At 61.3% G+C, this 22604-nt stretch carries 18 protein-coding genes; 14 read left to right on the forward strand and 4 right to left on the reverse strand.

Features of this window, described 5'->3' with window-relative positions; all coding sequences use genetic code 11:
• Nucleotides 1-43 precede the first annotated feature (43 nt).
• From DTI93_RS01055 to DTI93_RS01080, 6 genes are all read left to right on the forward strand, one after another.
• Nucleotides 44-1090: a rod shape-determining protein gene (locus tag DTI93_RS01055; RefSeq protein WP_043560776.1), complete on the forward strand. Its 1047-nt coding sequence runs from the start codon at nucleotides 44-46 to the stop codon at nucleotides 1088-1090.
• Between the two features lie 68 nt (nucleotides 1091-1158).
• On the forward strand, nucleotides 1159-2091 hold the full coding sequence (gene mreC / locus DTI93_RS01060; protein ID WP_043560775.1) for a rod shape-determining protein MreC: 933 nt from the start codon (nucleotides 1159-1161) through the stop codon (nucleotides 2089-2091).
• Between the two features lie 230 nt (nucleotides 2092-2321).
• Nucleotides 2322-2888 carry a hypothetical protein gene (locus DTI93_RS01065; protein ID WP_043560774.1) on the forward strand — a complete coding sequence of 189 codons (567 nt, stop codon included), beginning with the start codon at nucleotides 2322-2324 and terminating at the stop codon, nucleotides 2886-2888.
• Nucleotides 2889-3060: 172 nt separating this feature from the next.
• Entirely contained in the window at nucleotides 3061-4896 is a 1836-nt protein-coding gene (gene mrdA / locus DTI93_RS01070) for a penicillin-binding protein 2 (RefSeq protein ID WP_227449652.1), read from the forward strand.
• Between the two features lie 16 nt (nucleotides 4897-4912).
• Nucleotides 4913-6067, forward strand: coding sequence for a rod shape-determining protein RodA (gene rodA / locus DTI93_RS01075; protein ID WP_052349127.1), 1155 nt, complete (start codon nucleotides 4913-4915; stop codon nucleotides 6065-6067).
• 88 nt (nucleotides 6068-6155) lie between these two features.
• Nucleotides 6156-6812 (forward strand): LysE family translocator, encoded by a 657-nt coding sequence (locus tag DTI93_RS01080; RefSeq protein WP_043561507.1) that lies wholly within the window; start codon nucleotides 6156-6158, stop codon nucleotides 6810-6812.
• 77 nt (nucleotides 6813-6889) lie between these two features.
• On the opposite strand, the gene glyS is transcribed toward DTI93_RS01080, so the two are convergent.
• A complete protein-coding gene (glyS, locus tag DTI93_RS01085) occupies nucleotides 6890-8995 on the reverse strand; it encodes a glycine--tRNA ligase subunit beta (protein ID WP_249079368.1) in 2106 nt (701 codons plus the stop codon).
• On the reverse strand, nucleotides 8988-9884 hold the full coding sequence (locus tag DTI93_RS01090; RefSeq protein WP_081562978.1) for a glycine--tRNA ligase subunit alpha: 897 nt from the start codon (nucleotides 9882-9884) through the stop codon (nucleotides 8988-8990). Before DTI93_RS01090 ends, glyS begins: the two co-directional genes overlap by 8 nt.
• Nucleotides 9885-10162: 278 nt before the next feature.
• Between DTI93_RS01090 and DTI93_RS01095 the strand changes: the two genes are divergently transcribed.
• From DTI93_RS01095 to DTI93_RS01115, 5 genes are all read left to right on the forward strand, one after another.
• Nucleotides 10163-10948 carry a DUF2076 domain-containing protein gene (locus tag DTI93_RS01095; RefSeq protein ID WP_249079371.1) on the forward strand — a complete coding sequence of 262 codons (786 nt, stop codon included), beginning with the start codon at nucleotides 10163-10165 and terminating at the stop codon, nucleotides 10946-10948.
• A 150-nt stretch (nucleotides 10949-11098) separates the two neighbouring features.
• A complete protein-coding gene (locus tag DTI93_RS01100) occupies nucleotides 11099-12715 on the forward strand; it encodes an FAD-dependent oxidoreductase (protein ID WP_249079373.1) in 1617 nt (538 codons plus the stop codon).
• A 332-nt stretch (nucleotides 12716-13047) separates the two neighbouring features.
• Nucleotides 13048-13998 (forward strand): GNAT family N-acetyltransferase, encoded by a 951-nt coding sequence (locus tag DTI93_RS01105; protein ID WP_081562980.1) that lies wholly within the window; start codon nucleotides 13048-13050, stop codon nucleotides 13996-13998.
• Between the two features lie 192 nt (nucleotides 13999-14190).
• Nucleotides 14191-16011: an aspartate--tRNA ligase gene (aspS, locus tag DTI93_RS01110; protein ID WP_249079375.1), complete on the forward strand. Its 1821-nt coding sequence runs from the start codon at nucleotides 14191-14193 to the stop codon at nucleotides 16009-16011.
• Nucleotides 16012-16146: 135 nt separating this feature from the next.
• Entirely contained in the window at nucleotides 16147-16962 is an 816-nt protein-coding gene (locus tag DTI93_RS01115; RefSeq protein ID WP_249079377.1) for a nucleotidyltransferase domain-containing protein, read from the forward strand.
• On the opposite strand, the gene xth is transcribed toward DTI93_RS01115, so the two are convergent.
• Together xth and DTI93_RS01125 are read right to left on the reverse strand one after the other, a co-directional pair.
• Nucleotides 16959-17729: an exodeoxyribonuclease III gene (gene xth, locus DTI93_RS01120; RefSeq protein WP_249079379.1), complete on the reverse strand. Its 771-nt coding sequence runs from the start codon at nucleotides 17727-17729 to the stop codon at nucleotides 16959-16961. The two genes, DTI93_RS01115 and xth, sit on opposite strands and share 4 nt — an antisense overlap.
• 27 nt (nucleotides 17730-17756) lie before the next feature.
• Nucleotides 17757-18092, reverse strand: coding sequence for an iron-sulfur cluster assembly accessory protein (locus tag DTI93_RS01125; protein WP_249079381.1), 336 nt, complete (start codon nucleotides 18090-18092; stop codon nucleotides 17757-17759).
• A 145-nt stretch (nucleotides 18093-18237) separates the two neighbouring features.
• Here DTI93_RS01125 and DTI93_RS01130 point away from each other — a divergent pair, with 145 nt between their 5' ends.
• From DTI93_RS01130 to DTI93_RS01140, 3 genes are all read left to right on the forward strand, one after another.
• Nucleotides 18238-19413: a deoxyguanosinetriphosphate triphosphohydrolase gene (locus DTI93_RS01130; protein ID WP_081562981.1), complete on the forward strand. Its 1176-nt coding sequence runs from the start codon at nucleotides 18238-18240 to the stop codon at nucleotides 19411-19413.
• A 180-nt stretch (nucleotides 19414-19593) separates the two neighbouring features.
• The gene (gene argS, locus DTI93_RS01135; protein ID WP_408902090.1) at nucleotides 19594-21405 is read left to right on the forward strand and encodes an arginine--tRNA ligase; all 1812 of its coding nucleotides are present in this window, start codon (nucleotides 19594-19596) and stop codon (nucleotides 21403-21405) included.
• 3 nt (nucleotides 21406-21408) lie between these two features.
• Entirely contained in the window at nucleotides 21409-22587 is a 1179-nt protein-coding gene (locus tag DTI93_RS01140) for an SPOR domain-containing protein (RefSeq protein ID WP_249079383.1), read from the forward strand.
• The last annotated feature ends 17 nt before the right edge of the window (nucleotides 22588-22604 follow it).

The raw sequence follows: 22604 nt of genomic DNA on the forward strand, positions 1-22604 counted from the left end.
TTCATTCCCCGTGCGTGCGGGGTTATCCGGCCAGGAGTTTTGAATGTTCTCTCGTCTGTTGGGGCTCATTTCCGCTGATATGGCGATCGATCTCGGCACTGCCAATACCCTCGTTTATGTCAAGGGGCGTGGCGTGGTGCTGAGTGAGCCTTCCGTCGTCGCTGTAACGGAAGTGCGCGGGCGCAGACAGGTCCTGGCCGTGGGAAATGAAGCCAAACTGATGGTCGGCCGTACGCCGGGGAACATTCAGGCCATCCGCCCTCTCCGTGACGGTGTCATCGCCGACTTCGAGAGTGCGGAGGAGATGATCAAGCATTTCATCCGCAAGGTTCACAACCGCCGTTCCTTCTTCAGTTCCCAGATCGTCATCTGTGTGCCGTCCGGTTCCACTGCCGTGGAGCGCCGTGCCATCCAGGAGAGTGCAGAGAGTGCTGGTGCCCGCAAGGTCTATCTGATTGAGGAGCCGATGGCCGCAGCCATTGGGGCCGGTCTGGCCGTGACGGAGCCTTCCGGCAGCATGATCGTGGATATCGGTGGGGGAACGACCGAGGTTGCCGTGATCTCCCTTGGCGGGATTGTCTATGCCCGGTCTGTCCGGGTTGGTGGCGACCAGATGGATGAGGCCATCATGGCTTATATCCGTCGCAACTATAACCTCATGATCGGGGAAAGCTCCGCCGAGCGGATCAAGATTGATCTCGGCGCTGCGTCTTTTGACGCCAACATACAGACGGAAGAGCGGACCATGCCGCTCAAGGGGCGTGACCTGCTGAATGGCGTCCCCCGGGAGATCACCGTCAGTGAGGCCCAGATTGCCGAAGCCCTCCAGGAGCCTGTCGGGCATATCATTGATGCCGTAGCCACCGTGCTGGAGCATACACCGCCGGAGCTGGCCGCTGACATCGTGGAGAAGGGCATTGTCCTGTCCGGCGGGGGAGCGCTGCTGCGGCGTCTGGATGATGTCCTGCGTCAGGCTACCGGCCTGCCGGTTTTCGTGGCAGAGAATGCGCTTTCATGCGTGGCTGTGGGGACTGGCCGCACGCTGGAGCACATGCAGCAGCTCCGCAGTGTCCTGAGCAGCATGTATTGATCCCTGGTCTCCGGCGGGGGGATGGTATCCTCCGTGACCGGGGGCTGAGGGGAGGGAAAAGGCGGGCCATGGTCTCCATTCACACACGTCAGCTTCTGTCCGGGCTTGTTCTGCCGGTCATGGTTTTTCTGGCTGTGGGGACTGTTCTGGCCGGGCAGATATGGCCGGGCAGGGCCATACAGATTCGCATGGCGGCGGCGCAGAAGGCCGGGGCCATCTATCAGGTTCTGTTGTTCCCTCAGCGGCAGTTTCATGAATGGCAGATCACCCTGCAGGGGGTGGGGGACCTGCTGGCCGCCAATGCGCAGCTTCGGCAGGAAAACCAGAAACTTGCTTACTGGCATGGTGAGGCCCAGACTCTTCGGCAGGAAAATGCCCGCCTGAAGGCTGTGCTGCACTGGGGAGCGGAAGATACCCGGGATTATGTCAGCGGATGGGTCGTTCGGGATGAGAGTGGCCCTTACCTGCGGGCGGTTCTGTTGCAGGTGGGGGAACACCGGGTGCAGCAGGGAAGTCTGGCCGTTGATTCTTTCGGGCTTGTCGGGCGTGTCAGTGAGGTGGGACCGCATGTGGTGCGAGTGCTGCTGATTGAGGATGCTGCCAGCCGGATTCCCGTCACGTTACAGAGCAGCGGGGGGGATGCCATGATGATTGGCGACAACACGCCTTATCCCCGTCTCATGTATTACAATCAGAGCCTCATGCCGGAAGAAGGCGAGCATATCGTCACACGGGGGCAGACAGGCCTGACAGGCGGTGTTGCCGTTGGTCATGTGCATTATCTGGCGCCAGGGCAGCCGGTTGTCATCCCTGATGCTGCTCTGGGAAAACTGGAGCTGGTTCGTATTTTTGATGGTGGCTTTACCCTGGAGGCCCCACCCAGTGCGGGAAGGGTCCGGGAGAAGCCTCCGCTCCTGCCGGATCATCGGGATGGGGAAGCCCCTTCGAATTGGCAGAATCTGCGCCGTTTTCTGCCATTTTCGTCTCTCAGGAACGGCTGAGGGTACTTTCTGGACGGTCGGCGTTCCTGATATACGGTCTCAAATTAAACCGTTTGTTATCATCAAGGCCTTATAAGGCGGTCAGGTGGCATTTGTGGCACGATTCGGGTAATGGCATGAAACCTGCCCCGAAGGCGTGATCTGCCCTCCAGGGAGGTTTGCTTTCTGTAGAAGAGAGCACTATTTCCGGGAAGGCACGGGGGCGGTGGAGCAGCAACGGGTACGGGGCTATGGCATTACGGTTGGAGCAGGGGCGTCTGGATCATGAGGCGCTGGAGGGAACACGGCAGCGCAAGCTGATGGTTCGTGTGCGGCGCAAGCTGTCCCCCTGTGTCATCATGGTGGTTCTGGCTTTTGTGTTGTCCGCCCCGTTCGGCATACTCGGGCAGACCGAACTCCAGACAGCCCTGACACTGGGGACGGTCTGGTTCTGGGCGCTTTACCGTCCTGCTTTCATGCCCCTGTTCGGGCTGTTCTGTAGTGGGGTGGTGATCGAGTTCTTCAGTGCCAATCCGCCCGGCGTGCTCCTGTTCTGGATGCTGGTAGCCTATGGCGTGGCTCATGGCTGCCGTGTTGGTCTGTCCCGTCGTGGATTCCTGCTTTCCTGGAGCCTGTATGGGTTGATTGTGCTGGGAGAGGCCCTGACAGACTGGGTGTTGATGGTCATCCGGGTCCGGGGGGCGCTGTCGGTCTATCCCATTGTTTTTCAGGAGGCTCTCGCTGTAGGGAGTTATCCCTTTCTGCATGTTCTGTATTTATGGGGGCTTTCTGTTATGGAAAAGCATGACAGACTGTAATAGACTATGACCATCTAAAGTGTGGAAGCCTTGAGTTTTCCTTCCTTAATCTTTTTTTAAGCGTATATTGCAGATGTTCTTCCGGCGTGATGAAACTCGTCCGCCATTTCGGAAACGAAGTGGGCCAGCGGCTGACCTGTCTTTTTCAGAAGAACAGGCTGTCGGTGGGGGTATGTTCACACGCCGTGCCCTGCTGCTTCTGGCAGCGCAGACAGGGGTCATGGGGACGCTTGCCCATCATCTCTATCAGATGCAGGTCGTTCATGGCGATGAGCTGAAGGAGCAGGCACGCCGCAACCGGACCAGCCGCCGCCAGATTGCACCAGCCCGTGGTGAGATCTACGACCGCTGCGGTGTGCTGCTTGCCGGCAACCGTCCCAACTGGCGTGCGCTGATCATGACGGAGGAAACGACGGACCTCCAGGCCGTGGTGGACCGCTTTGCTACGATCGTGCCGCTGGATGACCGTGACCGGGCCCGTATCGAGCATGATCGCAAACATATCCATCGTTACGTCCCGCTGACCCTCAAGGAATTCCTCTCCTGGGATGATGTCGCCCGGCTGGGGCTGAATGCTCCGACCCTGCCCGGTGTTCTGATCGATGTGGGAACAACACGGGAATATCCGTTCAAGGACCTGTTGTCCCATATCATCGGGTATGTGGCCCCTCCCAATGAGACGGATGTCCAGCGGGATGGCATCATGGCCCTGCCGGGGATGAAGGTGGGGCGTGCCGGGGTCGAGCAGACGCAGGAAAGCCATCTGCGTGGACAGCCCGGCACGGTGGAGATGGAGGTCAACGCCCATGGCCGTGTCATGGGCGAGCTTGAGCGTGTGGAAGGCCAGCCCGGGGCCCGGCTGGAGCTGACGCTGGATAGCGCCTTGCAGACCCGCATCCGGGAGCGGATTGGTGAGCGTGTGGCCAGTGCCGTGGTGATGGACTGCCGCAATGGCGAGGTGATGGGGCTGGTCAGCACACCTTCTTTCGACCCGACCCTTTTTGATGGTGGCATCAGCCGGACACAGTGGAACAGTCTGATCACCGACCAGCGCACGCCGCTGGTGGACAAGGCCGTTTCCGGCCTTTATCCGCCGGGCTCCACCTTCAAGCCTGCCGTGGCACTGGCCGCCCTGAAGGCCCATGCCATCACCCCGTCGGACCGTTTTTCCTGTCCGGGTTATTACGACATGGGGGGCGTGCGCTTCCACTGCTGGAGCCGTTACGGGCATGGGTCGATCAACCTGCATCAGGCACTGAAATATTCCTGCGATGTCTATTTCTATCAGGTGGCCCGGCGCTGTGGCATGGAGGCGATTCATGAAGCCGCCGCCTTCCTGGGGCTGGATGGGAAGCTGCCGATAGAGCTGCCCCACATGCGGGCAGGGTCCGTTCCGACCCCGGAGATGCGCCGTCGCCATGGTCACCACTGGAATGGTGGTGATACCGTCAATGCCGGTATTGGGCAGGGGCTGGTGCAGACAACACCTCTGGCACTGGCCACTTATGTATCCCGTCTGGCAACGGGGCGGTTTGTGCAGCCACATCTTCTGCGCTCGGTGAGCGGGCAGGGCATTGCACCGGTTCTGGATCCCCTGCCTTTCGCAAAGGAGGCCCTCGCTGCTGCCCGGGGGGGGATGTTTGCTGTGGTGAATGAGCCACAGGGCACGGCTCCGGCCGCCCGGTTGAGCCTGCCTGGTGTACAGATGGCTGGCAAGACCGGCTCTGCACAGGTGCGGAACGTGCCGAGAGCCCTGCGTGAGAGCGGGCACTTCAACTCCATGAACCTGCCGTGGCAGTATCGTCCTCATGCGTTGTTCATCTGCTTTGCACCTTATGACAATCCCCGTTATGCGGTGTCTGTCGTGGTGGAGCATGGCAATGCGGGTGCGACCGAGGCGGCCCCTCTGGCTGCACAGATCATGACGGATACTCTCATCAGGGACCCGGCCAGCCGGACCTCCCTGTCCCGGGGGGTCGTGGCGAGGGCTGACGGCCTGGATGACTGAGGGATAGAAGGACGTCATGCCGCTGAAGGACTTCACCGTTCCCCGTACGGCCCGCCGCCTGCTGCGGGCAGAGCCGAACCTGCGCATGTTCTCCCGGCTCTGGCAGATCAACTGGTTCTTTGTTCTGCTGGTCTGCTGTCTGGCCGGTGTGGGGTATGTTGCCCTGTATTCAGCCGGTGGCGGGCGTGCGGAGGCTTTTGCCCAGCCCCAGCTCATCCGTTTCTGTTTCGGTCTGCTGATGATGCTGGGCGTGGCGCTGGCCAGCCCACGGGTCTTGAGGATGCTCTCCGTGCCCATTTATGGGCTGTCCATCCTGCTCCTGGTACTGGTGCTGAAGATGGGGCATGTGGGCAAGGGGGCGGAACGCTGGATCAATCTGGGCGGCTTCCAGTTCCAGCCCTCCGAGTTTGCCAAGATTGCCCTGGTCCTCATGCTTTCAACATGGTTTTACCGGATCGGGCGGGACCGTATGGGCAATCCGCTGCGGCTCATCATCCCGGCGCTTCTGACACTTCTGCCGGTTGTGCTGGTGTTGAAGGAGCCCAATCTGGGGACAGCAACCATTGTTGGTGTGATCGGGGCTTCACTGTTCTTTGCGGCGGGGATGCGGTGGTGGCAGATCATCATCCTTGTTGCGCCCCTGCCGTTTCTGGGGCCCTTCATCTATAATCATCTCCATGATTATCAGAAGGCTCGGATTGATACCTTTCTGCATCCTGAGCACGATCCGCTGGGGGCAGGGTACAACATTCTCCAGTCCCGTATTGCTCTGGGGGCGGGTGGGCGCTGGGGGCAAGGCTACCTGCATGGCACGCAGGGGCAGCTGAGCTTCCTGCCGGAGAAACAGACAGACTTCATCTTCACCATGATCGGGGAGGAATGGGGGTATGTCGGGGGTGTGGCCGTCATCGGGCTACTGTTCCTGATCCTGCTGAGCAGCATGCTGATTGCCCTGCGTTGTCGGAACCGCTTTGGCCGGCTGGTCGGGCTGGGCATCGCCATGGATTTCTTCCTGTACTGCGTGGTCAATCTCTCCATGGTCATGGGGGTCATCCCGGTGGGAGGCGTGCCGCTACCGCTGATCTCCTATGGAGGGTCGGCCATGCTGACCATGATGTTCGGTTTCGGTCTGCTGCTTTCCAGCTGGGTGCATCGGGATGACCCTGACTGATCTATTGGAACCGTAGGGCCGAGACCCCATCTGGAGGAGGTCGGGTTGCGGAGTATCGTGGCCGGTTTTTTTCAGGTGTCTGTTTTTTATGCATCAGTGGCTTCTTCCCCTGCTGGCTTTTACGACCGCAGCGGCAATTTTCACCATCACGCCGGGGCTGGACTCCGTCATGGTCCTGCGGACGGCTGCCTCCGATGGGCGCCGTGCTGGGATCGGGGCCATTTTTGGCATTGCCGTGGGGCTGAGCCTCTGGGGGCTGGCAGCGGCCTTCGGGCTGACGGCCCTTCTGGCGGCGTCTTCCACGGCGTTCTTCGTCGTCAAATGTGTTGGTGCGGTTTATCTGGTCTGGATGGGCGTCAGCCAGCTTCTGCGCCCCCGCATGGCACTGACGACGGAGGCCGGGCCGGAGCAGGCCCGGCGGGTGGAACATCGCAACGCCTTCTGGCCGGGATTCCGCCGTGGGATGCTGACGGACCTGCTCAACCCCAAGGCGGGTATTTTCGTGATCACCTTTTTCCCTCAGTTCATCCCGCCCGCCACGGATGTGGTGGCGTTTACGCTCGTGCAGGTGGTGATCCAGGTCGTGCTGACCTTCATATGGCTGGGGCTGCTGGTGGCCCTGACGGTCCCGCTGGCACAGTTCTTCAACAGGCCCGTCGTGGTGCGCCGTCTGGACCGGCTGACCGGGCTGGTCTTCATCGGTTTCGGAGCCAAGATATTCCTGACAGACAGTCCCTCGCACTGAGAGGGACACATAAAAAAGGCCGTTGAGAGAACGCTCCCACCGGCCTTTTTATCGTAGCCTGTTTGTGAGACTGAAGCTCAGCCTTCGATCCGGCCAAAATCAGCAATCAGCTGGCCACTGCGGCTGAAGGCCGACAGCAGGCGCAGACGGTTGAGACGCTGGCCAGCATCTTCCGCATTGACGGTCACAGCCTCGAAGAAGCGGTCCATGATCGGACGCAGGGCGGCGAGATGCTGCATGGCACTGGTGAAGTCATCATCGGCCAGACTGGCCGTGATCTTCGGCCCGGCCTCATTCAGGGCCGCATCCAGGTCACGTTCCTCATCCTGTACATAGAGTGCCGCTTCAGGGGCCTGATGGTGCGGGCCGTCCTTTTTCTCCTCGATGCGCAGGATGTTCGTGGCCCGGCGGTAGGCTGCCAGAAGGTTCTGCCCGTCTTCCGTGCCCATCATGTCGGACAGGGCCTCCACACGGCTGAGCAGGCGGACCAGGTCGCCATCCAGATGATCGGTGAAGAGGCTCCTGTTTTCCTGCACCTGCGTGACGGCCAGCGTGGCATCCAGCACGTCGTGACGGCGGCCCTCATTGCGGAGCTGGACCCGGAGCCTGTCGGTGAAGAAGGGTTCCAGCTCACCCAGAGCGGAATCTTTGCCCTCCTTCCCGGCATAGGCCTCGGCTGCTCTGGAGAGCAGGCTGCCGAGATCGATACGCAGGCCATTGTCCCGGATGGTGCGGATCACCCCAAGGGCGGCACGGCGCAGGCCATACGGGTCGCCAGAGCCGGTGGGGGTTTCCCCGATGGCGAAGAACCCGGCCAGCATGTCCAGCCGGTCCGCCAGAGCGACGGCAACGGAGACGGGAGCACTGGCCGTGCCATCCTGCAACCCACGGGGCATGTAATGTTCGGCGACGGCCTGGGCCACTTCCGGGGCTTCACCATCATGGGCGGCGTAATAGCCGCCCATCACGCCCTGAAGCTCGGGGAACTCACCGACCATGCCGGTTGTCAGGTCGGCCTTGGCGAGCAGACCGGCCCGTTCGGCGTGTTTTACCTGTGCGTCACTCAGCTGCATGGCCGTGGCGATGATGCCTGCCAGAGTGCTGATGCGCCGTGCCCGCTCTTCCTGAGTGCCCAGTTTCGCATGGAAGGTGACAGGCTTCAGGGCCTCGACACGGCCGGCCAGTTTCGTCTTGCGGTCGAGGTCCCAGAAATGGCGGGCATCGGCGAAGCGGGCCCGCAGGACACGTTCATTCCCGGCGATGCAGAGCGTGCCGCCGTCGCTGAAGGTCTGGTTGGCCACGAAGGCGAAATAGGGAGCGGCCTTGCCGTCTTTCGTGCGCAGGGCAAAGTACCGCTGGTTGACCCGCATGGAGACCTGCATGACTTCCGGTGGAAGGTCCATGAAGGCATCATCGATGCGGCCCAGCAGGGGCACGGGATATTCCACCAGCCCGCTGACCTCACGGACCAGCCCTTCATCCTCGACAAGCGCCAGCCCCTTCTCATCAGCGAGCGCATGGACACCCTGACGGATGAGATCGGCCCGTTTCTCCTCGTTGATGACGACGTGGCGGGCTTCCAGCTCCTTCAGCCACTGTTCCGTGCCGGTGACGGTGAACGTGCCGGGGGAGAGGATGCGGTGGCCTTCGGTCACGTTGCCGCTCTTCAGCCCGTGGGCGTCGTCATCCTGACGGGCCAGGGTGAAGGGAACTGTCTGGCCATCCAGTAGGCAGACAATGTGATGGAGCGGGCGTACCCAGGTGAAGAGGGAGCCATTGCCCCAGCGCATGGCCTTGGGCCACGGGAACTTCCAGAGGAGGTCCGGCAGCTGTTCGGCAACCAGCTCCGCCGCCCTGACTGGCGGCAGGGTACGGTTGAGAACCCAGAAACCGTTTTCCTTCGTCAGCTCATCGGGGCTGACGCCATGTTTGCGGGAGAACCCGGCAAGGGCCTTTTCCGGGGCATTTTCCCGGGGGCCACGCTCGGAAATGGTGCGGGTGGGGATGCTCTCATCCACCTCGAGGCTGGCCGCAATGTGGCGGGCACCATGAAAGCTGCGGATGTTGCGGGGGTTCAGATCGGCGAGGGCCTGTTCCAGCAGGCGGGCGAGGTCCTCGGCAGCACGGGCCTGCATCCCGGAGGGGATTTCCTCGCAGAAGAGGTCAAGAAGCAGTTCAGCCATGGGTGGTTTCCTCCTCGTCTCCAGCAAGCCATGCTTCGCAGGCAGCTTTGGCCAGCGTGCGTACACGCCCGATATAGGAGGCACGTTCTGAAACAGAAATGACCCCTCGTGCATCCAGCAGATTGAACAGATGGGAGGCCTTCAGGCACTGGTCATAGGCGGGTTGGGCCACGCCAGCTTCGGAGAGGCGGATGGACTCAGCCTCGGCTGCCCGGAACTGCGCCAGAAGCATGTCCGTATCAGCCAGCTCGAAATTGTGCCGTGAATAGTCCCGCTCTGCCCGGAGGAAGACATCTCCATAGGTTAGGCCCCGGCCATTGAAGTCGAGGTCATAGACATTCTCGACCCCCTGCACATACATGGCCAGACGTTCCAGCCCGTAGGTCAGCTCGGTGGAGGGAACGACGGTCGGGATGCCACCAACCTGCTGGAAGTAGGTGAACTGTGTGACTTCCATGCCGTCGCACCAGACCTCCCAGCCCAGCCCCCAGGCCCCGATGGTGGGGTTTTCCCAGTCATCCTCCACGAAACGGATGTCGTGCTTTTCCGGGTCGATCCCGATGGCCCGGTAGCTTTCCAGCAGCAGGTCCTGGCTTTCCTGCGGGGTGGGTTTGAGCAGCACCTGATACTGGTAATAATGCTGGAGGCGGTTCGGGTTCTCGCCATAACGGCCGTCGGACGGGCGGCGGCAGGGCTGCACATAGGCGGCAGCCCACGGCTTGCGGCCCAGTGCACGCAGGGTCGTGTGAGGGGACAGTGTACCCGCACCCAGTTCAGTATCGTAAGGCTGGAGAATGGCACAGCCCTTCTGTGACCAGAACTGATGAAGGCGCAGGATCAGATCCTGAAAGCAGGGGGGCCGGGATGTGGACAATTCACTAGGCTCCATTAACGTAAAGATGTCTGCATATTACAGGATGAGAGGCCGGATCACCAGCGGGTAGGGGTGGGAGAGGGTAAAGAAGTTGCCGCCGTGCAGGGCGGTTTCTTAAGATGGTCTTTACGGCAGGTGCATTCTGTGGGCCTCTGCCGGGAGAAGAGGGGGCCAAGACCCTTGCGGGGGATGGAGAGCTGTATCATATCATGTGGCATGAAGAGACAGCGCCCATGTCGCGCCCCGCCCGGGCGGGCAGGGGCTGCTGAGCAGTTGTGAAGGACAGCACGCCCATGAACTCGGAAGAACGTGATCTCATAAGTCGCTTTGTTGCCCGTGTTGGGGGAGGCGTGGGGCTGCCGAATGGCCAGAGCCCGGCGTCCCTGCCGCCGATCGACCCGGAGGCAGACCGCTTCATCGCCGAGAATTTCCAGCGTTTCCCGGAGGCCCGCTACCGTATCACGCAGCTGGCTGTCGTGCAGGAGGCGGCTCTCTCCCAGGCGCAGGCCCGCATCCGTGATCTGGAGTTCCAGCTCCAGCAGGCGAGGGGGCAGATCGCCCAGCTCCAGCAGCAGGCCAGTCAGCTGGGGCAGCAGTCAGGTGGGTTCTTCTCCGGGCTGTTCGGTCGGGGGGCTTCTGCGTCCGCTCCACCGCCTCGCGGGGCCTCCCTGCCACCGGGCTGGGGGCCTGCCTCTGGTGCTGCTGCGCCGGAGATGGGGCGGAGCTATGCCCCGCCACCGGGTTATCAGCCGGGTATGTTCGGGCGGTCCGGCTCCGGCTTTCTGGGGTCTGCCCTGTCCACGGCGGCCGGTGTCGCAGGCGGGATGATGGCGGCCCATGCGCTGGAGGGTCTGTTCTCCGGGGAGCATGGCCATGAAGGTGTCGGTGGTGCTGGCGATGGTTTTGGCAGTGAAACGACCATCATCAACAATTATGGGGACAATTATTCTGATCCGTTTGCCGGAAGCGGGACAGATGCCGCAGGGTTCTCTCCGCAGGATTTTGGCCCGCAGGATGCGCCGGTTGATAATGGCGGTGGCTTCGGTGGTGATGACATCGACAGGGACGATTTTTTCTGAGATCGGCTCCGAACGGAGCATGATGCAGGCGGGGCCTTCAGGGGCCCCGTCTTGTCATCATGGAGTACATATTCCGGCCGTGATGGCCCCCTGTTCGGAACAGGCTATGTGACCGCCGGGGGCTGACAGAAAGGGACAGGACAGAGAGTTATGGAAAAAGCCCCCCAGCCCGTTCTCGGGCCTGATGCCAGCGCTGAGACACCGGACCAGCAGCCGGACCGGACCCTGTATGATGTGGCTGCTGTTGAGGATGTCAGGGAAGGAGAGGTTTTTTCTGTCATCATCAAGGAGCAGTCCATTGCTCTCGTGCGTGTCGGGGGGGAGGTTCATGCGCTGGGGGGGCGTTGCCCGCACAAGGGGGCGCCGCTGCGGGGGCGTCTGCACTGTTACAGCAAGGCTCACGGTGATGTGATTGTCTGCCCGTGGCATAAGGCGGTGTTTGGCGTACGGGATGGCCGGGTGAAGGAGCCGGTCGCCTTTTCTGGCCTGCCCGTCTATCCTGTCCGCCTCGTGGAGGGGCGGGTGCTGGTCGGGGTCAGTCCTTTGCCTGCCAGAGTTCCTGAGCCCTGCATGGAGGACAGTTCCGTGCTGGTGCTGGGTGGCGGTGCGGCGGCAGCCAGTGCCATCTATACCCTGCGTGAGGAGGGTTTTGCCGGTAGTATCATCCTCATCGGAGATGAGAGCCTGCCTCCTTATGACCGTCCATCGCTCAGCAAGGGCATTTTTCTTGGGGGGCCGGACAAGGTTCAGCCTCCGCTGCTGCTGAATGATGCTTTTTTTGCCCATCATGAGATCACCCGTGTGCAGGGGACAATCACCAGTCTGGACTGCACGGCAAAGCGTGTCGAACTGGCTGACGGGCGGGATTACAGTGCGGACCATGTGCTGATCACGACAGGGGGGCGGCCTGCGAAGCCGGATCTTCCCGGCATCGAGCTGACCGGGGTGATGACCATGCATGGCGTGCAAGATGCCCGCCAGATTGCAGAGGAGATCACGGGGGAGCAGGCTGTCGTGCTGATAGGTGGCGGGCTGACCACGCTGGAGCTGGCTTCTGCCCTGCGGCAGAAAGGGGCTGGTGTGACGGTGATTGCCCCGGAGCAGGTCATTCCCATGGAGGCCCAGTGGGGGCGGGAGGTCGGGCGCATCCTGCTGCGCCTGCATGCTGACAATGGCGTAGCCTTCATCACGGATAGTGAAGTGGTGAACATATACGGAAAGGACCATGTGGAGGGCATCGAGCTTGATGATGGCATGAAGCTGCCCTGCACCCATGTTCTGGTGGCTGTCGGCAATGAGCCATGTCGCAGTTTCCTGCCTGATGATGTTGGGACGGACGCTGATGGTGGGGTGTCTGGCATTGTTGTGGATGAGGACATGCGGGTTCTGCCCGGCATTTATGCAGCGGGGGATGTGGCCGCCTTCCAGCATGAAGGAACGCTTTGTCGCATTGAACACTGGCGTCAGGCGCAGATAGAGGGGCGGGCCGCTGCCCGGACCATTCTTGGTCTGTCCCGGCAGCCCATGCCCATCCCCTGGTACTGGACCCAGCAGTTCGGCAAAAAGCTGGAATATATGGGGTGGGGAGAGCCGTTCGACCGGGTCTTGATAGAAGGGGACTTGAGCGGGTTCGACTTCATGGCGGCTTACATGAGGGGGCAGAGGGTGGTGGCGCTGGTTTCGGCTGGCCGGTCTTCCGCCATGGCTCGTGCTGCGGTCGATTTTGATGGGTTCGTTGCAAAAGAGGTGCGGACAAGCATCGTGTGATAGGGCTTGCATCCTGTTTGTTCCACATGGTTAACGGCTGCCTTCTGCAGGGCAGCCGTTTTCTGTTTCCGCAGCCGTTTTGTCGGGAGAGGGGGACATGGGATGGCATGACTGTCAGCTCATGCTCATGCCGTGGGTACAAGTGAGAGTCTTCGTATCTGTTCTGCAATAATTGTAAGTTCTGTTTTTACCAAAAAGAAATATTAATGATACATTATGAATGTTTCATGTGGTCTGGATTTGCAAATTAAAAAAATAATTAATTTTTATATGATTATGCAAGTGCTATGAGGCGTAATCCATTCTTTTGTTACAACATGTATTGAGATATTATGCCAGATACTGCACCGTCTCGTCCGCATACTTCCATTTTTCATCAGGAATGGTGGCTTGCTACGGCCAGTCGGCAGGCAGTGTCCTTCATTGATGTGGAAATGGGGGGCAGGGTTGTTTCCCGTTTTCCTTTCGTAATGAAAAAGAGGCTTGGCTCTCCTGTCATCAGGATGCCCAAATATACCCGCACGCTGGGGCCGGATTTTGCTCTGCCACCATCAAAAACATTTCGCCAGGAGCAAAATATCAGGCATGTCGTGGACAGGACCGTTGCCAGCCTGCCCAAATATCATGGTGTCCATTTCTATCTGGACCCCGACAATGCGTCCTCCTTTGCGTTCAGGCTGGCTGGGTTCAGGGTGTACCAGGATTTCACCTTCCGCATCATGCCTGAAAAAACGCTGGACATGGCCTGGCAGGATTGTGACCAGAAGACCCGCAACCTCATCCGCACGGCGGATAAAAAACTCACTGTCCAGCAGTCTGGGGATGTGGCTCCGTTCATCGACTTGGTCAGGCAGGAACTGCCACAGAACCATCATGACTATGCCCTGCTGGAAGACCTGTTTACGGAGGCCCGTAATCGGGACCAGGCCATGGCGCTCTATGCTCATGATGGGGGCGTGCCCGTTTCGGCAGCCCTGCTCGTCTGGGATGACAGGGTACTGTACTACTGGCAGGCCGTCCGTGTCCGCCGCTCCAGAGTGCCGGGCATGAACATGCTGCTGATCTGGAAGGCGATCGAGGAAGCCAAGAGGCGCAACCTGATTTTTGATTTCGATGGTTTCGGGTCTGTCAGAACGGCCAAGATGCTGGCCAGTTTCGGGCAGAAGCCGGTCATAAGGCCGGAAATCCGCTTCGAGACGCCCCTTTACGCCATGAAGTGCCGTCTCATCAATGTTGTCCGGCGGCATGTGCTCAGGAAGTACCGGGGTTACGATCTTTTCTGAGGCCATCATCTGGCCCTGGTTCCGGGGTGGTGGCGCTGATTAGGATTGGCTTTTCCACCACGATTGGGGTAGGAAATCCCTTACGGGGAGAGCTGCGTTCAGGGCGTGGCCGCCATTCCATGTAGCGAGCCGGAGCATTGGGCACAGCCTGTGCGGAGCCGGGTCACAGACAGATTGACGAGGTTTGAATTCATGCATCAGTACCGTACCCATTTCTGCAACGCCCTGCGTGCTGATGATGCAGGCAGGAGCGTACGGCTGTCGGGCTGGATTCACAGCAAGCGTGACCATGGCGGGCTGCTCTTCATCGACCTGCGGGACAATTATGGCGTGACGCAGATCGTCGTTCCGTCCGAAGGGGCACTGCTGGAACAGGCCGAGCGTCTGCGGGTGGAGAGCGTCATCACCGTGACGGGTGAGGTCGTGGTGCGTGAGGAGGGGCAGCGCAACCCTTCCCTGCCAACGGGTGATGTGGAGGTCCGGGCCAGCGGGATTGACGTGCAGTCCCGGGCGGAGGTTCTGCCCTTCCAGGTGGCCGGGCAGGAGAACTATCCCGAGGACCTGCGCCTGAAATACCGTTACATCGACCTGCGCCGGGAGAAGATGCACCGCAACATCATGCTGCGTAGCCAGGTCATCACCAGCCTGCGCCGCCGCATGGTCGAGCAGGGCTTCACGGAATTCCAGACTCCCATCCTGACGGCCTCCTCCCCGGAAGGCGCACGGGACTTCCTCGTTCCGGCCCGTCTGCATCCCGGCAAGTTCTACGCCCTGCCGCAGGCTCCGCAGCAGTTCAAGCAGCTGGCGATGGTGGCCGGGTTCGACCGTTATTTCCAGATCGCCCCCTGCTTCCGTGATGAGGCCTCCCGTGCGGACCGCAGCCCTGGCGAGTTCTATCAGCTCGATTTCGAGATGTCCTTCGTCACGCAGGAAGACATCTTCAGCGTGCTGGAGCCGGTTCTGGCTGGCGTGTTCAACGAATTCACACCGGAAGGCTGGAAGATCACGGACGGGGCCTTCCCCCGCATCCCGTATGCCGATGCGATGCGGGATTACGGGTCCGACAAGCCGGACCTCCGCAACCCGCTCATCATCAGGGACGTGACGGAACAGTTCGCTGACTCCGGCTTCGGTCTGTTCGCCCGCATTGCAGCCTCTGGTGGCCGTGTGCGTGCCATCCCCGCACCGGGTGCGGGCAGCCGCCCCCGGGCGTTCTTCGACAAGCTCAATAACTGGGCACGGGATCAGGGGGCCGGGGGCCTCGGTTACATCATCTTTGATGAGGAAGGTGGCAAGGGGCCGATCGCCAAGAACCTGGAAGCTGACCGTGTCGAGAAAATCCGTGAAATCTGCGGCCTGAAGGCCGGTGATGCGGTCTTCTTTGCAGCGGGCAAGGGGGATGAGGTCGTCAAGTTCTCCGGCGTGGTGCGGACGAAGGTGGCGACCGATCTGGATCTCATCGAGAAGAATGCCTTCCGCTTCTGCTGGGTCGTGGACTTCCCGATGTATGAGCGCAACGAGGAAACGGGCGAGATCGACTTCTCCCACAATCCGTTCTCCATGCCGCAGGGCGGTCTGGAAGCCCTGAACACGCAGGACCCGCTGACCATCAAGGCCTATCAGTACGACATCGTCTGTAACGGTGTGGAGCTGTCCTCCGGTGCCGTGCGTAACCACCTGCCGGACGTGATGCTGCGGGCCTTCGAGATCGCCGGTTATGGCCCGGATGTGGTGGAGGCCCGCTTTGGCGGGATGCTCAATGCGTTCCGTTATGGTGCCCCGCCGCATGGTGGCGCTGCGCCGGGTGTGGACCGTATCGTCATGCTGCTGGCCGATGAGCCGAACATCCGTGAGGTCATTCTCTTCCCGCTGAACCAGAGCGGTGAGGACCTGATGATGGAAGCTCCGGCTCCGGTCGAGCCTGCCCGCCTGAAGGAACTTTCCCTCAAGCTGGACCTGCCCAAGCCGAAGCCCTCCGCTGGTGGCAGCAAAGCTCAGGAAAAGCAGGGCTGATTCTGGTTCTCTGATCTGTTGATCTGATCCGGGCAAGGCCGGGGCGGCGCGATCCGCTCCGGCCTTTTTCGTGTCAGGTGTTTCTTCCTGCGCCGCTCTGTCCCATTCTGGGAAAGAAAGGGAAGGAGACCTGTCATGAATTTTGATGAGATCATGCCGGATTATGTGCCGGAAATTGCACCGGACGTACGGGAGGAGGTCATGACCATCCTGCGTCAGATCGAGCGGGACCATGATGTTGACATCCTGTTCGCTGTGGAAAGTGGCAGCCGGGCCTGGGGCTTTCCCTCACCGGACAGTGACTACGATGTCCGCTTCATCTACCGTCACAGGCTGGACTGGTACCTGTCCCTGAAGCCGGGCCGGGACGTGATCGAGCTGCCCATTTCCGATGATCTGGACGTGAATGGCTGGGACCTGCGCAAGGCCCTGAACCTGCTGACGAAACCCAATCCAACCCTGATGGAGTGGCTGGTCAGCCCGGTGCGTTATCTGTGGCGGGAGGAAGCGGATGAGCTGGCTGCTTTTGCCAGACAGGTCGAAGCTGGACTGAGCTGCCAGCTTCACTACCTGAATCTGGGCCGCAACAGCTGGAGACGGGCGATCCGGGAGGATGGCAGCACGCATTACAAGCGGCTCTTCTATGCACTTCGTCCAGCCATGGCCTTACGCTGGATGCGCCTGCATGAGCATGGCCAGCCTCCGATGAACTTTCAGGCTCTCTGTCAGGGCTGCGACCTTCCGGCCGCCGTGCTCAGGCCCATCCGGGAGCTGCTGCACCTCAAGTCCAGAAGCCGGGAGCAGCAGAGCGGCCCTTCCATTCCTGCCGTGAATGAGCTGATCGAAGCCGAATTCGCCCATGCCGAGGCCATGACCCTGCCAAGGCCGGGCACGGACGTTCACGAGCAGGCCGAAGCCTTGTTTCGGAAGCTGGTGAAAGCCCAGTTCTAGGAAAGGCTGACCACTACCGGCACATGGTCGGATGGCTTTTCCCGTCCCCGTTCGTCCTTGTCGATGGTGAAGCCGGTCAGGCGGTCGGCAAGGCGGGGGGAGAGCAGGGCATGGTCGATCCGCAGGCCGGAATTGCGCTGGTAGGCTCCCGCCTGATAGTCCCAGAACGTGTAATGCCGCCCAGCAGGGTGCAGGCAGCGCAAGGCGTCCGTCAGGCCGGACCAGAGAAGGCGGCGGAAGCCCGCACGGCTTTCCGGGCGGAGCAGGGCATCGTCCGGGGACAGGGCCTTGGGGGCGTAATCCTCTTCTGTCGGGCAGACATTGTAATCCCCGATGAAGGTAAAGGATCGTTCCTCTTTTTGCAGGGTCAGGGACCGCTGGTGCAGGGCCTCAAGAAAGTTCAGCTTTTTGGCGAAACCGGCGTCCCCGCCTGAATTGCCATTGGGCAGGTAGAGATTGCCGATGGTGACCCCTTCAAGCTCCGTCTCGATGTAGCGGGCCTCGTCACTCTCGAAGCCGGGCAGATGATCGGTCGTGACGGTCAGAGGGACACGGCTGATGAGAGCCACCCCATTATAGGCCTTCTGCCCCGCCACGGCGACGTGAAATCCGGCTTCCTCAAAGAGTTTCGGAAACTGGTGCGCCTCGCACTTGATCTCCTGAAGGCACAGCAGGGTGCAGTCCGGGTTACGGTCCAGCCAGTCCTTTACCAGATGGGCACGGGTGCGGATGGAGTTGATGTTCCAGCTGGCAAAGGTCAGGGACATGGGGTGGAGGGCCTCCAGAGTGAAAAGTCAGGCGAGGGAGAAGCTGCTGCCACACCCGCAGGATGAGGCGGCATTGGGGTTGTTGACGGTGAAATGGGCACCCATCAGCTTGTCGATGAAGTCCAGCTCGGCCCCTTCCAGAAGGTCGAAGCTGACGGGGTCGATGAACACGCGGGCCCCGTCCTTTTCGATCAGATGGTCACCAGCCTTTTTCTCCCGCACCAGTTTGAACTGGTACTGGAAGCCATTGCATCCTCCGGCGAGAACGGACACACGCAGGGCCATGCCGTCCGGTTCGGACTGCTGGCTGATGATATCTGCAATGCGGGCAGCTGCCGCCCCTGAAATGCTAAAATCGGCCACGGACAATCTCCATAATCATCACAAAATTTCACGCCATTGCAGCATACATGGCGGAGAGATGTTGACACTATAAGGCCGGCCGCCAAGAATCGAAACCGGAAAGGCTGTATGCTTCGTGCGGCCCGCTCGGATATGGGGATGGCAGATGGAAATGGCCAGATACGCAGTGCAGCGGCAGGGTGCCCGTGGGCGTCAGTTTGCCGAGGAGGAAAGCCGCACCCGCACGCCGTGGCAGCGGGACAGGGACAGGGTGCTTCATTCATCCGGTTTCCGTCAGCTGCAGTACAAGACGCAGGTCTTCCTCAATCACGAGGGGGATTTCTTCCGTACCCGCCTGACCCATTCGCTGGAAGTTGCCCAGATTTCCCGTTCCATTGCCCGGACACTCGGTGTCAACGAGGACCTTGCGGAGGTGATCGCCCTGGCGCATGACCTTGGCCATACGCCTTTCGGTCATGCCGGTGAGGATGCGTTGCAGGCCGCCATGAAGGACTGGGGCGGGTTCGACCACAATATCCAGTCCCTCCGGCAGGTCACCGAGATCGAGGCCCGCTATCATGGTTTCGACGGCCTCAACCTGACATGGGAAACGCTGGAGGGGCTGGCGAAACATCACGGGCCTGTCCGCCGTCCTGCACCGTGGCTGGCCAGTTTTGATGGGCGCTACCCGCTGGAACTCTCCAGCCATGCCTCCGTGGAAGCGCAGATCGCCGCCATCTGTGACGACGTGGCCTATCACGGGCATGACCTTGATGATGGTCTCCGTGCCGGTCTTCTGAGTTTTGAGGACATCGAGGCGGTTCCCCTGCTGAAAACCTGCCTCGAGGAAGCCCGGTCTCTGAACTGGTCAGGGCATGGAGCGTTCGACCGTGACCAGCGTATCCGTCATGAAACGGTCCGGCGTGTCATCAATCGGCTCGTCAGCGACCTGATTGAACAGAGCCGGAAAGCTCTGGATGAGCTGAAGCCGCAGAATGCCGATGACGTACGCCATGCGGGTCGTGCCATCGTCGAATTCTCTCCGGAAATGGCAGACCGGAACAAGGAAATCCGCACATTCCTTCACGCCCGGATGTATCGCCACTGGCGTGTCCGGCGGATGACCCGCAAGGCCCGCATCGCTCTGGCCGACATATGTGCCATTCTGGGGGATGAGCCGGAACTTCTGCCCACGCCCTGGCAGGAGTTGGCCCTGGAGCGGCGACGTGCAGGCAACGAGGCTGCTGCACGTCGTGTCGTGGCTGATTATATTGCCGGGATGACAGACCGTTTCGCCATGGAGGAACATCGCCGCCTGATGGACCTGTCCGTTCTGGGGTAAGAGGTTGCAAGAATCGCCTGTTCTGGCAGCGAGTGCCTGCTGGGCTGTTCCAAAAAGAGGCGGTGGCTTTTATAGTGGCACGGAACAAGGATGGCAGGCAGTTCTGGTGGCCTGTCATGTAGTGGATCATGACCCCCTTTCAGGGGATTTTGACAGGTTGGATAGAGAAAGTTGCAGAATATGGCCGGCATTGCCCCGACAGCATCATCCCCGGATTGTCTTTTCGCCATCATGCGGGAGAAGGTCGTAACAGCTCTCAAGGCCGTTCTGCCAGACCTGCCGGACGATGTCGCAGCCCGGGTGGAGGTCACGCCTCCCCGTGATGCCGCCCATGGGGACATGGCCACCAATGCCGCCCTGCTGGCCGCCAAGCCCGCAAAGCGCAAGCCGTTCGAAATCGCCAGGGAGCTGGTGGCCGAGCTGGCCGCCCTGCCGGAGATCGCCCATGTGGAGATGGCCGGTCCGGGCTTCGTGAACATGACGCTGAAGCCGGAGCTGTTTCACGATGTCGCCCGGGCCGTGCTGAAGCGTGGGGCCGCCTATGGGCGGTCCACCCTCGGGGCGGGGCGCCGTGCCAATGTGGAATATGTGTCCGCCAACCCGACAGGCCCGATGCATGTCGGTCATTGCCGTGGTGCTGTTGTGGGGGATGCGCTGGCCAACCTGCTGGAGGCGGCAGGTTTCAGGGTCACACGGGAGTATTATGTCAATGATGCCGGGGCACAGGTCATCGCCCTGACATGGGCCGCCTACTGGCGCTACCTTCAGGCCATCGGTACGGATATTCCTGCCGAAGAATTCGGAGAGCTGGCACCCAGCGGCCTGCAATATCAGGGTGAGTATCTCATTGCCGTCGGGCAGGCGCTGGCCGGAAAGCATGGCCGCTCCCTCGCATCCGCCGATGGTGGCGTGGCCCCGGTAGACACATGGTTCGAGACCGTCCGTGCGGAAGCCCTTGAGCACATGATGGGCATGATCCGGGATGACCTTGCCGCTCTGGGTATCCATCACGAGATTTTCAGCAGCGAGGCCGAAGTGCTGAAGAGCGGCGAGGTTGATGCCGCCATTGCCAGCCTTGAGACGCGTGGCCTGCTTTACGAAGGCGTGCTGGAGCCCCCCAAGGGCAAGAAGCTGGAAGACTGGGAAGCCCGCCCGCAGACGCTGTTCCGTTCCACCGAATTCGGTGACGATCAGGACCGTGCCCTGCGGAAGTCTGACGGGTCCAACACCTACTTCGCCAATGATGTCGGCTATCACGCCCGCAAGGCGTCCCGCTCCGATCTGCTGATCGATGTTCTGGGAGCTGACCATGGCGGGTATGTCTCCCGCATGAGGGCTGCCGTCGCCGCCCTGACGGAAGGGAAGACGGATTTTGAGGTCGTCATGTGCCAGATCGTCCGTGTGGTGAAGGACGGTGAGCCGGTGCGCATGTCCAAGCGGGCCGGAACCTTCGTCACGCTGCGGGATCTGATTGATGAGGTGGGCCGGGATGCCGTGCGCTTCACCATGCTGACCCGCAAGGCCGATGCGCAGATGGAGTTCGACCTGAACGCCGTCGTGGCGCAGACCCGGGACAACCCGGTCTTCTACGTCAACTATGCCCATGCACGCTGCCGGTCCGTCCTGCGGTTGGGGGAAGAAACCTATGGTGCCGCCGCCGTGACGGAAGAGGCGCTCGCCGGGCAGGACCTGTCCATCCTGACAGCGGATGAGGAGCTGGCCGTCCTGCGCCGCATTGCCAGCCTGCCACGGCAGGTCGAGGCTGCCGCTCTTGCCCGGGAGCCGCACCGCATCGCCACATACTGCATCGATCTGGCATCGGACTTCCATGCGCTCTGGAACCGGGGACGTGAGGAAACCAGCCTGCGTTTCATCCAGGATGATGCACCGGAGGCCAGCAAGGCCCGGCTGGCCCTCGTGGCCGCCATTGCCTCAACATTGCGGATCGGCCTTGGCATCCTTGGTGTCGAAGCCGTAGAGGAGCTGCGCTGAACCATGTCCATGCCGGACGATCACCATAACGACATAGCGCCCCCTCAGGCTGATGACCGCCTGGGGGGAGGAAGCCGCAGGCCGCCCCGCAGCCGCCCTGATGAATCTCGGGGAGAACGGGCCGAGGTACGGTCAGGCCTGCTGGCGTCGCTCATGGGGGGGCAGTCCGGCACACGGGGATTGATGCTGCTTGGCGTGATCGGGGCTGCGCTGCTGCTGGGGATTGGTGGGGTCTGGAGCTGGATGGCCAGCCATCATCCGTCTGGTGTTCCGGTCATCGGTCCGCCACCTTACCCTGTGAAGGATCGTCCGGCTGATCCGGGTGGCATGATGGTCATGGGTGATGACACCACGAAGAGCGATGTGACCGGTCGTGGAGCCGTGCATCTGGCTCCCCCGCCTGAACAGCCGGATGCCAGCCTGCTGGCCGGTCGTCTGGCACCGTCCGACTCCGGGCCCGGGGCAGGAGAAGCGGCCCAGAAGGTAGCGTCTGCCAATAGCGGACCGGCAGGGGATGCAGTGTCGCCCGGGAAACAGGTGGCTGCCCCCGGAGGGGACGCGGATGCTGGAAAAGGTGGCGTGACCCAGGGCGGGGACATCCAGAGCACGTCCCTGCCGCCAGATGATACGGCGGATCAGACGGCAAAGGGAGATGTGGCGGATAAGGGGGCGTCCTCAGCCACAGTGTCCGCGCCGAAGAAGCGCGAGCCATCATCCGATGCTGGGGATGAGGCCGATGAGGCGGACAACAGTCCGGATGAGGCCAGCAGCAGGGTGGAGACGCCAAAGCGGAAGACACCGCCGGCCCGCAAGGCTGCTGGGGATGATGTGTCTGATGAGGCGTTGCCGCCGCCTGTACCCGCCCGGGCAAAGCCTGCCACCCCGATGGTGTCTTCTGAGGGACCTCGCAGAAAGGCTGCTGAAACAGGTGCGGCAGGGCGGTATGAGGTCCAGCTTGCTGCTCTGGCCAGTGAGGATCAGGCCCGGCAGGAATGGAGCCGCCTGCGCCACAGGCTGCCCGACCTTCTGGGAGGGTATGATCCGGTCTACCGGAAGGTGGAACGGGACGGGAAAACCTTCATTCGGCTGCGCATAGGCGGGTTTGAGGACAGGGCGGCGGCACGCCAGCTCTGTGTCCGGCTGCATGCACAGGCACAGGCCTGCGCCGTGGCGACGAACTGATCGTGGCGGCATCAGCC

The organism is Parasaccharibacter sp. TMW 2.1884, assembly GCF_023337695.1.
Classification (GTDB): domain Bacteria; phylum Pseudomonadota; class Alphaproteobacteria; order Acetobacterales; family Acetobacteraceae; genus Bombella; species Bombella apis.